The sequence below is a fragment of the Stenotrophomonas sp. P5_A8 genome, assembly GCF_056400545.1.
The window spans coordinates 1-9,727 of record NZ_JBFULB010000144.1 but is presented as its reverse complement, the minus strand read 5'-3'; the positions used below and the strand labels follow the sequence as shown (position 1 = coordinate 9,727).

Below are 9,727 nucleotides of genomic sequence, written 5' to 3'. Positions count from 1 at the left end.
GCCATAGCTCAGCTGGGAGAGCGCCTGCATGGCATGCAGGAGGTCGGCGGTTCGATCCCGCCTGGCTCCACCACTTCTCCGGACACAGGCCGTCCGACAGAAGCCAAAATTCGGTTTAACGCGTCCCCATCGTCTAGAGGCCTAGGACATCACCCTTTCACGGTGGCGACCGGGGTTCGAATCCCCGTGGGGACGCCAGCTTCAAACAAACAGCCCTGACTTCGGTCGGGGCTTTTTGTTTGGACGCGCCTTGCAGGTGCCGACCGTGGGTTGACGAATAAAAAGCTTCCCATCCCGCCACAACGCCATTATGATAGGCGGCTCGCAGCATCAACGCGGGGCCATAGCTCAGCTGGGAGAGCGCCTGCATGGCATGCAGGAGGTCGGCGGTTCGATCCCGCCTGGCTCCACCACTTCTCCGGACACAGGCCGTCCGACAGAAGCCAAAATTCGGTTTAACGCGTCCCCATCGTCTAGAGGCCTAGGACATCACCCTTTCACGGTGGCGACCGGGGTTCGAATCCCCGTGGGGACGCCAGCTWCAAACAAACAGCCCTGACTTCGGTCGGGGCTTTTTGTTTTCAGCCGATGACCTTGGCCATCCCCACCGATCGCGGCGCGGTTTCCACGAACCCGAACTGCGCATACAGGGCATTGGCCTGCCCGTCGGCGATCAGGCTCACATACGCGCCCACCGCATTGGCGTGCAGCCACTGATCCAGCTGCTGCATCACCGCCTTGCCCAGCCCCCTGCCCTGCCATTGCGGCAGCACCGCGATATCCACCACCTGCAGGAAACACCCGCGATCGCCGATCAGCCGGCCCATCGCCAGCAGGCGTTCGCCGTCGCGGATACTCACCCCGAACACCGTATTGGGCAGGCCCACCGTGGCCGCCGCCAGCGACTTCGGGCTCAGCCCGGCCAGCACCCGCAGTTCACGGTATTCGGCAACGCTGGGCGGATGGGGGAAACACTGCAGGCCATCAGGCAGGGACATGGCGGAACGCACTCCGGTGAATGGACCATCAGCATGCACCTTCCCTTTCTCATCGGGTGCGACCAATCGCCTTATCCTGTGCGCATGTGCTACTCCGCCCAGATCCGCGCCGATTACACCAAGCTGGTCCGCGAGTACGGGGCCATGATGTCGCTGGACGAATTCGCCCAGCTCTACGCCCACGACGCCGGCAAGCAGCGCCCCAAGACGCCCAAGGCCATGGACGATGGCTTTGCCGGTGCGCGCACCGCCCAGGGCCAGGACATCGTGGCGAAGATCCAGCAGTGGCACGCCGAGGAAATGCAGACCCTCGACCAGGAGATCCGCCTGCAAAGCGCCCGCCTCACTGCGGCCGAAGCTGCCCTGGCCGCCCGCCCGACGCAGAAGGCCCGCAACGAGGCGCGCATCGCCGGCAACCGGGTCGAACGCGCGCAAGCGCGCCTGGATGACCTGCGCCGCAGCGGGTTGCTACCGCGCGACAGCCGCATCTTCCCCGGCGTATACGCACCGGTGATCGTGTCCGAACACGGCCAGCGCGTGATCAAGCCGATGCGCTACCAATGCCGCCTGCCGGACAAGCCAGCGCGTAACGACACCCTCTACCCCGGCACCTACAACGCGCGCCGCGACAGCCTGGAGCCCTACTGGAAGAGCGCCTTCGGACATCGCCACGGCGTAGTGGTGGTGCAGTCGTTCTACGAGCATGTGCCGCGCCACGCGCTGGAGCAGCGCGCACTGGCGCCCGGCGAGAAGCCGGGTAACGTCGTCCTGGAATTTCGACCGCAGCCACCGCGCGATCTTTTGATCGCCTGCCTGTGGTCGGAGTGGGAAGGTCCGGAAGGACGCCTGCTATCGTTCGCCGCGATCACCGATGAACCGCCGCGCGACGTCGCTGCGGCCGGCCACGACCGCTGCATCGTGCCGATCCGGCCGGAATACCTGGATGCGTGGCTCAATCCGGACCCACAGGACCTGGCCGCGCTTTACCGCATCCTGGACGACCGCGAACCGGTCGACCTGGCGCACACCGAAGCGGCCTGAGCCGCCGCGATCAGCTGGCGACCGAGGCGCCCTGCAGCGCGCGGGCCAATGCCGCAATCAACTCGGCGGTCAGGTACGGTTTGCTCAACACCACCCCCGCACGCAGCGCCGCCGGCAGATGATCCGGGGCCATGCCGGTGGTCAGCACGAACGGAATCCCGCGCGCACTCAGTGCCTCGGCGACGGCTTCACTCGTTTCATTATTGGCCAGCCGGTAATCCAGCAACGCCACCTGCGGCTCGCTTGTGCCCAGCAGGCGCAATGACTCGGCAACCGAGGCGGCAAGGCCCACGACAACGGCGCCGGACTGTGCCAGCTGCATCTGCAGCAGCGCCGCGCTCATCTCGTCGTTCTCCACCACCAGTACGCGCAGATCCTGCAACGTGCTCATTCCGGCTCCCTGTATGGTTCAGCGCGATGAGTATAGCGTGCCGGTCCGATGACGCCGACATGCGGTCTGAAGCATTCAGGCCTCCCCAGACCGTCTCAAGTTGTATACACTACGCGGCCAGCCAGCCGAAGTGGCGGAATCGGTAGACGCAGYGGACTCAAAATCCGCCGCCCTTAAAAGCGTGTGGGTTCGAGTCCCACCTTCGGCACCATGGAATTGCAAAGGCCAGATCCGACGGATCTGGCCTTTTGCGTTTTGGGGTACCGGGGCACCCTTTCGGCGAAGGAACGCCCATGCCGCACGCCCCGCTCAGATACCCCTGGCAGCCCGTCCGGGAACTCGCCATCTGCCCCGCTACCTCGCCCGCCTCAATGCGGCATCGAGCATCCATCGTGTGGAAAGGCGGAACTGACGGTAACAGCGTCAGCGCGCGCAGTAGTTGCCCAGGCTGACCCCGAAGCTGGCGCGGAAGGCGCGCAGGAACGTACCGGCATGCTTGAAGCCGATGGCGGGGGCCGCCTCGTCAACGGACATGTCGCCGCGACGTACCCGGGCAGCGGCGTGCTCGAGCCTTACCCGCGTCCCGAACTGTTGCGGCGATTGATCGTAGGCAGCCAGAAAGGCTTCGGAGAAATATCGAGTGGGCAGGCCTACCCACTGCGCCAGTTCGCGCGCGCTGACGGGGCGCTCGAGGTGGCCGTGCACGAACAGACACGCGTTCTGCAGGCAGGTCAGGACCTGGTGCTTGCGCACCATCGAGGGTCCAGGGCAGCGCGCCGCCCGCGAAGCGATGTCCCGCTGCAGCTCGGCCATGAGCAGCAGCAGGGGGCGCGGGTCGGCGGGACGGTCCATGTCGGTGCCCCGCCCCCCGGCGATCCGACGCCATACCCGGGTTGCCATCTGCAGGTCGCCACGCGGCATCCGGCCCCTGCCGGGGTATAGCGGGGACGCACCTGCACCCAGCGCGGTCAGGGTATCGGCGCTCAGGCAGACGCCCACGCACATGCCGAGGCGCCCGGCCTGAAGGAGCGGCCCAGCCTCGCGCCCGAGCATGAGCCATTCACCGCGACGCAGCTCGAAGCGGCCTTCCGCACTTTGGATGACGGTAGTGCCGCGCAACTGCATCCACAGCGTGGTGACGCCTGGCGGTATCCGCACCGGTTCGCCGGAGGAATCACCGGGAATGGGCATTGCGCTGCATTGCCGTGCCGTCCCGCCGGCGTACCGGGACAGACGTGGACCGACCACGGCGACGGCAGCACAGTTCATGGTGAGCGGCGCGCGATATGGGGGACGCAGCCTTCCGGCGCCCAATCGGTGCGCGAGACCGCAGCATGCGAGCGGGTCGTGCATCGCCACCCCGCCTCGGCCGTGTAGTCCAGGGCGACGAAGTCGAAGCGCGCGCCGCCACAATAGAGATGTGCGGTGCGTGCAGAGGCGATGATGTCCACGACGATGGTGGTGCACAGCGAGGCCGGCCCATTGAGTCCGACCGCAGCAGGATCACTGACGTAGTCCCACGGTGATTCATGGGTCGCAAGGCGCTCGGCGCCGGCCTTGCCTTCGGATATCTCCGCCAACATCGCACTGATACGCGCGCGTGCCGTGTGGTTGCGGTAGCCGGGAATGGCGAAGGTGAGCAGCACGGCCAACGTGCCCACGGCAATGATCAGCTCGATCAGCGTGATACCGCGCTGGCGCGGTGGCATGGCGAGGCGTTGATTGACGGTAGCCCGTGGCGTGGACAGGTGCGTGGGTGTCACAGCGATGACGGCGTTTTCAAGCAAAGCGACCATGGCCTGGCGTTGATGGCCAGTGACCGAGGCCGCGCCATGCGCCGCCTCGGCCACTGGTTCATCCCGCACGACTATCAGGGCGTAGTGCTGCGGCAGTTCGACGGCAGCAGGGTCTTGTCAGACATCGAGCCGGAGCAGCTCCAGGCGCCCTGGATGTCCCGTGCCAGGGTGAGCGTACCGTTCACCTTGCCACTCCCAACCAGGGTGCAGATCAGGCTGGCCGCACCGGTCGGCGCCATGGTCAAGGCAATGTCACTGCACCGGGACGTCTGGTCGGTCATGCCGATGTCGCCCAGGTCCGACGTCGTCGGCCCGCCCTCGGCGTAGATCGTCTCCACGCCAAGCTTGCCCGGGGTCAGCTCAGCCAGCGCAGCCGAGGTCTGCGACTTGGCGACATAGTTCTGGTACTGCGGCAGGGCGACGGCCGCCAGGATGGCGATGATGGCGACGACGATCATCAGTTCAATCAGGGTGAAGCCGCCCTGGCGTGCCTTGGCATGGGTTCGATTGAGAGGGTTCATTTTTATCCTTGAAAGCGTGGGTGGTGAGTACAACTGACTGCATCTGCGCAACCCGAACGTGGGTGGAACGCGTGCCGACAAGGAGACCACCGCGCCCCCGAAAGGCGCCATGCAAGGAGTGGTAAAAGCACGTTGAATGACGTGTTTTGCAAGGATTTGCAGCTAGCGTCATGCCATGCAACAACGAGCACATTGGTGCTGGCCGCATTGCCAATCGACGACGCTTTATCAGCCGGCAACGCGTCATGGCGATGCGCACAAGCTCGGTGTCCGCGCCGAGGCCGACCGGTTCACCCATGCCTACGGGCAGGGCCTGGCAACCGCACCCCGCCCGCATGTCGGCGCCGCAGGGTACGCGTGGGCTAGACCAGCCGCAGCGTTGGATGCCCGCCGTGCATGGCCACCACGCCGGCCGTGCGCGCGGCGCCCTGCCCGGCATCCACCCGGAACGCCGCCACGGTCTGCAGCAGCTGGGTGGCCTGCTCTTCCATGCTGCGCGCGGCGGCCGAGGCTTCTTCGACCAGGGCCGCATTCTGCTGCGTGCCCTCGTCGATATGGTCGACGGCCTGGTTGATCTGGCCGATGCTCTCGCTCTGCTGCTGGGCCGCGGTGCTGATCTCGGTGATCAGTGCGCTGACCCGCTTCACGTTGACCACGATCTCATCCATGGTGCGGCCAGCGCTTTCGACCTGCCCGGTGCCGGTGCCGACCTTCTCCACCGAATCGGCGATCAGCTGCTTGATCTCCTTGGCGGCGCTGGCCGAGCGCTGCGACAGCCCGCGGATCTCGGTGGCGACCACGGCGAAGCCGCGCCCGTGTTCGCCTGCTCGTGCCGCTTCCACTGCGGCATTGAGCGCCAGGATGTTGGTCTGGAAGGCGATGCCGTCGATGACCCCGATGATGTCCACGATGCGGCGCGAGGACTGGTTGATCAGCGCCATGGTCGAGACCACTTCATGCACCACGTGCCCGCCCTGCGCGGCCACGTCGACCGCACCACTGGCCAGCTCGCTGGCCTGGCGCGCGTTGGCGGCGGTCTGATGCACGGTGGCGGCCAGTCCCTTCATCGAGACGGCGGTCTCCTCCAGCGACGCCGCCTGCTGTTCGGTACGCTCCGACAGGTCGCTGTTGCCCTCGGCAATCTCGCTGGCGCCCACGGCAATGGTGTCGGCGGCGAACTTGATCTGGCTGATGATGCCCGCCATGGCCTCGACCAGCGCGTTGATGCCCTCGCAGAGTTCGGCGATCGGCCCGGTCTTGTCCTGCGTGGCGATATGCCCGGTCAGGTCACCGCCCTTGGCGGCCGCGACCACTTCGCGCGTCTGCGCGACGGCCTGCTGCATGGCATGGGTATCGCGCACCTGGGCGGTGATGTCGGTGGCGTATTTGACCACTTTGAACGGACGCCCGTTCATGTCGAAGATCGGGTTGTAGGAGGCCTGGATCCAGACCTCCCGGCCCCCCTTGCCCAGCCGTCGATACTGGCCGGCGTCGTATTCGCCGCGCCCCAGCTTTTCCCRGAACTGCCGGTATTCCAGGCTCTGCCGGTACTCGGGCTCGACGAACAGCGAATGGTGCTGGCCGCGCACTTCCTCCAGCGTGTAGCCGGTGGTGGCCAGGAAATTATCGTTGGCCGACAGGATGCGTCCGTCCAGGCTGAACTCGATCACCGCCTGCGACTTGTTGATCGCCGCCAACTGGCCGGAGAAATCGGCCGCCTGCTGCATCTGCGCGGTGATGTCGGTGGCGAACTTCACCACCTTGTACGGACGCCCGTTGCCGTCCAGTACGGGGTTGTAGGAGGCCTGGATCCAGATCTCGCGGCCGCCCTTGCCCAGCCGCCGGTACTGGCCGGCATCAAATTCGCCCCGCCCCAGCGTGGCCCAGAAATCACGGTATTCCACGCTCTGCGCCAACGCCGGTTCGACGAACATCGCATGGTGATGGCCCTGGATCTCGTCCAGCCGATAGCCGACGGCCTGCAGGAAGTTGTCGTTGGCCTGCAGGATGGTGCCGTCCAGGTCGAACTCGATCACCGCCTGCACCCGATGCAGTGCGGCAACCTGCGCTTCCAGCTCGCACTGGCGGCGCTGTGCAAGTGCGTTGGCGGAACCGCGCGCGTCGCGGCGGGCCACGAAAGGCGCCACCAGTGCGCGCCATGGCGAGCCTGCGCCGGCGTCGGCGTCGGCGACCTGTTCCTGCACAGGCGCGTGCATGCGTGAAATATGCATCATGTGATCCTCGGTGCCCGGTTGCTGGGATCCGACGGGCGCACCGCCCGGCGGCATATCGTCTGGCTTGGGGACTACGAAGACGTCAGTGGGGTGACGTCACGGCAGCGGCATGTACAACATGGTCCTGCTTCCTGCAGACGCTTTGTTGCAACGGCATGCGGTCCAGGCCACACAAGCGGGGCAGCCACGGGCCAACGCGGAGCCAAGCGACGGCGGCTCCAGTAGGGATATCGACAGGCATGGCGGAAGCTTTAGCGGCAGACGGGCCGCACCGACCACGGGCGTTGGCTACCCTTCCCCGCCCTCGCTGCTTTCCACTGCGTCGAGCGGGTCGGGCAGTTGCCCGCCGCTCGGGGTTTCCACCTGGACGTTGTCGCGCCCCTCGGCCTTGGCCCGGTAGCACTGGGCGTCGGCAGCGGCGACCGCGTCGTCCACGCTCATGCTGCCGCCGATCGCGGCGATACCGATGCTGGCCCCGACCCCCAGCCGCTGCAGGTCCCAGGGAATGGTCAGGCCGCGCACCGACTCGAGCAGGTCGCTGGCGATGCGGCGGGCACGCTTGAGCGAGCAGCCGGCCAGGATCACCGCGAACTCGTCACCGCCCAGGCGCGCCACGATGTCCGAGTCGCGCACGCCATGGCGCAGCACGTTGGCCACCGCCCACAGCATGGCATCGCCGGCCAGGTGGCCGTGGTTGTCGTTGATCGGCTTGAAGTTGTCCAGGTCGATGAACATCAGCGAGGCCGACTGCCCGGTGCGCGCCACGCGGGTGATCGCCTGCTGCAGGTGGGCTTCGAACCCTCGCCGGTTGCTCAGTTCGGTCAGCGGATCGACCTCGGCCAGGTGCCGGGCCTCGCGCTGGCGCGCACGTTGCTGGGTCACATCGCGGATCACCCACACCGCCCCGCTGGTCTTTCCGTCTTCGCCGCGCAGCCAGGCGCGGGTCACATCGACCGGCAGCAGCCGCGCGCCGACAGACAGCAGCAGGTCCGAGTGCAGGTCCACTGCGTTGCTTTCCGGGTCCAGCAGCACGGCGATGTCCAGCGGCGAGCGCGGGGCGTACTCGGTGGTCAGCTCCATCACGTCCTGCACCTGGCCGTTGGTCAGCGGCGCGGCGCCGGCGCCGGCCAGTGCGCGGGTGGCGGCCGCGTTGGCGTACTGGATCTGGCCGTGCAGGTCCAGGGTGAGCACCATGTCGGCCACCGCATCCAGGGTGATGCGGGTGCGCTGTTCGGACTCGCGCAGTTGCTGGCCGCTCTGGCGCTGGGCGGTGACGTCCTGGATCTGCGAGACGAAATGCAGCGGTTCGCCGTTTTCGGCGCGCACCAGCGACACCGACAACCGTCCCCAGACGATGTTGCCGGCCTTGCCCAGGTAGCGTTTGTCCATGTGGTAATGGTCGCGACGCCCCGCCAGCAGATCCCCGACCAGGGCCAGGTCGGTGTGCAGGTCATCGGCGTGGGTGAGGGTCTGGAAATCGATCTCCAGCAGCTCGGCGCGGGTATAGCCGAGAATGCCGCACAGCGCGTCGTTGACGTCCAGCCAGCGGCCTTCCAGCGACACCAGCGCCATGCCCAGYGCGGCCGAGGAAAACGCTCCGGCGAATTTCTCCGCGGCCAGGTAAGCCTGCTCGCGCACTTCCAGCATCGGAGTGATGTCCACCGCCATGCCGACATACCCGATGCGGTTGCCGCCGGCGCAGTCCAGCGGACTGATCGACAGGCGCACCTGGCGGCGCTGCCCGTCCTTGCGCACGAAGGTCCACTGGTGCGACCAGGTACCCTGCGCGGCGCGCGCGGTAAGCGCCTCGAAAACGGTCGGCAGGCGCCCGTCCGCATCGGCTTCGGGCTGCAGGTAGGCCTGCATTTCCGCCACATCATGGAACAGGCTCGGGTTGACTCGGCCGATCACTTCGTCCGCTCGATAGCCCAGCAACTTCTGCGCGCCGGTGTTGAACAGGTTGACCACGCCGTCCACATCGGTGGCGATCACCGCCACTTCGTCGGACGCATCCACCACCGCCTGCAGGCGCTGGCGCATGTTGGCCGCATCCTGGCGCGCGTTCTGCAGGTCGGTCACATCGGCATGCGCGCCAGCCATCCACAACGGGCGGCCCTGCGCGTCCCACTCGTAGACGCGGCCGCGGTCCTGCACCCAGATCCAGTGCCCGTCCTTGTGGCGCATGCGGCACAGGCTGTCGTAGTGCGCCGACCGGCCTTCCAAGTGGTCGTGCAACAGCGCGTTGGACTTGCCGAGGTCATCGGGGTGAACCAGACGGAAGAAGGTCTCCGGGGTGATCGGCGCCAGTTCGTCGCGGGTGTAACCGACAATCTGCGCCCAGCGCTCGTTGATCCGCATCTGACCGGCCTGGATGTTCCACTCCCAGGTGCCGGCGGCGGTACCTTCGATGATCATCTCCAGCCGGCGGTGCTGCTCGGTGATGTCGCGCAGCGCCGCGTCGATGCTGTGTTCGGTCGCGGGGTCGCGGCGGCTCATGGGCACGGCCACGCGCACGGCGCCGTGTGGYGTCGTGCGTCGGTCCGCCTTGTCAGGTCCCTGGTCATACGGCCTCCCCGCCTGCCCAAGCTACGGGCATTGAAGGCGAAGTGTGAACAAAGCCGGGTGAAACCAGAAGTGCCATCGGTCCAGACAGGCCCGGGGCCGCCCGAAAGCGTCCCCGCTCTGGACCCGCCGCCGGCTCAGCCGCCCCGTTTGGCGCGGGCGAAGGCGTCGGCCAGGGCATTGT

8 protein-coding genes and 4 tRNA genes are annotated in these 9,727 nt (G+C 66.8%); 5 read left to right on the top strand and 7 right to left on the bottom strand.

Annotated features, from left to right (window positions below; genetic code table 11):
- Positions 1-122 precede the first annotated feature (122 nt).
- The 3 genes from AC1DQP_RS11710 to AC1DQP_RS11700 all read left to right on the top strand — a co-directional run bounded on the left by AC1DQP_RS11710 (position 123) and on the right by AC1DQP_RS11700 (position 538).
- Positions 123-198 (top strand) — tRNA-Glu (locus AC1DQP_RS11710).
- 139 nt (positions 199-337) lie between these two features.
- A tRNA-Ala gene (locus AC1DQP_RS11705) sits at positions 338-413 on the top strand.
- Positions 414-462: 49 nt separating this feature from the next.
- Positions 463-538, top strand: a tRNA-Glu gene (locus tag AC1DQP_RS11700).
- Positions 539-581: 43 nt separating this feature from the next.
- Here AC1DQP_RS11700 and AC1DQP_RS11695 read toward each other — a convergent pair.
- Positions 582-998, bottom strand: coding sequence for a GNAT family N-acetyltransferase (locus AC1DQP_RS11695; RefSeq protein WP_457319664.1), 417 nt, complete (start codon positions 996-998; stop codon positions 582-584).
- Between the two features lie 84 nt (positions 999-1,082).
- Here AC1DQP_RS11695 and AC1DQP_RS11690 point away from each other — a divergent pair, with 84 nt between their 5' ends.
- Complete coding sequence (locus tag AC1DQP_RS11690) at positions 1,083-2,039, top strand: SOS response-associated peptidase family protein (protein ID WP_457319665.1); 957 nt, start codon at positions 1,083-1,085, stop codon at positions 2,037-2,039.
- A 10-nt stretch (positions 2,040-2,049) separates the two neighbouring features.
- Here AC1DQP_RS11690 and AC1DQP_RS11685 read toward each other — a convergent pair whose 3' ends face one another.
- Positions 2,050-2,430: a response regulator gene (locus AC1DQP_RS11685; RefSeq protein WP_256777212.1), complete on the bottom strand. Its 381-nt coding sequence runs from the start codon at positions 2,428-2,430 to the stop codon at positions 2,050-2,052.
- Between the two features lie 124 nt (positions 2,431-2,554).
- Here AC1DQP_RS11685 and AC1DQP_RS11680 point away from each other — a divergent pair.
- A tRNA-Leu gene (locus tag AC1DQP_RS11680) sits at positions 2,555-2,641 on the top strand.
- Between the two features lie 212 nt (positions 2,642-2,853).
- On the opposite strand, the gene AC1DQP_RS11675 is transcribed toward AC1DQP_RS11680, so the two are convergent.
- From AC1DQP_RS11675 to AC1DQP_RS11655, 5 genes are all read right to left on the bottom strand, one after another.
- Entirely contained in the window at positions 2,854-3,621 is a 768-nt protein-coding gene (locus AC1DQP_RS11675; RefSeq protein ID WP_457322102.1) for a helix-turn-helix transcriptional regulator, read from the bottom strand.
- Between the two features lie 74 nt (positions 3,622-3,695).
- A complete protein-coding gene (locus AC1DQP_RS11670) occupies positions 3,696-4,280 on the bottom strand; it encodes a pilin (RefSeq protein ID WP_478051642.1) in 585 nt (194 codons plus the stop codon).
- Between the two features lie 20 nt (positions 4,281-4,300).
- Positions 4,301-4,747, bottom strand: coding sequence for a pilin (locus tag AC1DQP_RS11665; protein ID WP_256777215.1), 447 nt, complete (start codon positions 4,745-4,747; stop codon positions 4,301-4,303).
- 362 nt (positions 4,748-5,109) lie between these two features.
- On the bottom strand, positions 5,110-6,963 hold the full coding sequence (locus tag AC1DQP_RS11660) for a methyl-accepting chemotaxis protein (RefSeq protein ID WP_478051643.1): 1,854 nt from the start codon (positions 6,961-6,963) through the stop codon (positions 5,110-5,112).
- A gap of 306 nt (positions 6,964-7,269) precedes the next feature.
- Positions 7,270-9,477, bottom strand: coding sequence for a PAS domain S-box protein (locus AC1DQP_RS11655; RefSeq protein ID WP_478051641.1), 2,208 nt, complete (start codon positions 9,475-9,477; stop codon positions 7,270-7,272).
- Positions 9,478-9,727: the final 250 nt, after the last annotated feature.

Bases quoted from the DNA above. Each gene is read 5' to 3' on its own strand.
- AC1DQP_RS11685 (WP_256777212.1), bottom strand. From the start codon at position 2,430: ATGAGCACGTTGCAGGATCTGCGCGTACTGGTGGTGGAGAACGACGAG.
- AC1DQP_RS11695 (WP_457319664.1), bottom strand. From the start codon at position 998: ATGTCCCTGCCTGATGGCCTGCAGTGTTTCCCCCATCCGCCCAGCGTT.
- AC1DQP_RS11665 (WP_256777215.1), bottom strand. From the start codon at position 4,747: ATGAACCCTCTCAATCGAACCCATGCCAAGGCACGCCAGGGCGGCTTC.
- AC1DQP_RS11690 (WP_457319665.1), top strand. From the start codon at position 1,083: ATGTGCTACTCCGCCCAGATCCGCGCCGATTACACCAAGCTGGTCCGC.
- AC1DQP_RS11675 (WP_457322102.1), bottom strand. From the start codon at position 3,621: ATGCCCATTCCCGGTGATTCCTCCGGCGAACCGGTGCGGATACCGCCA.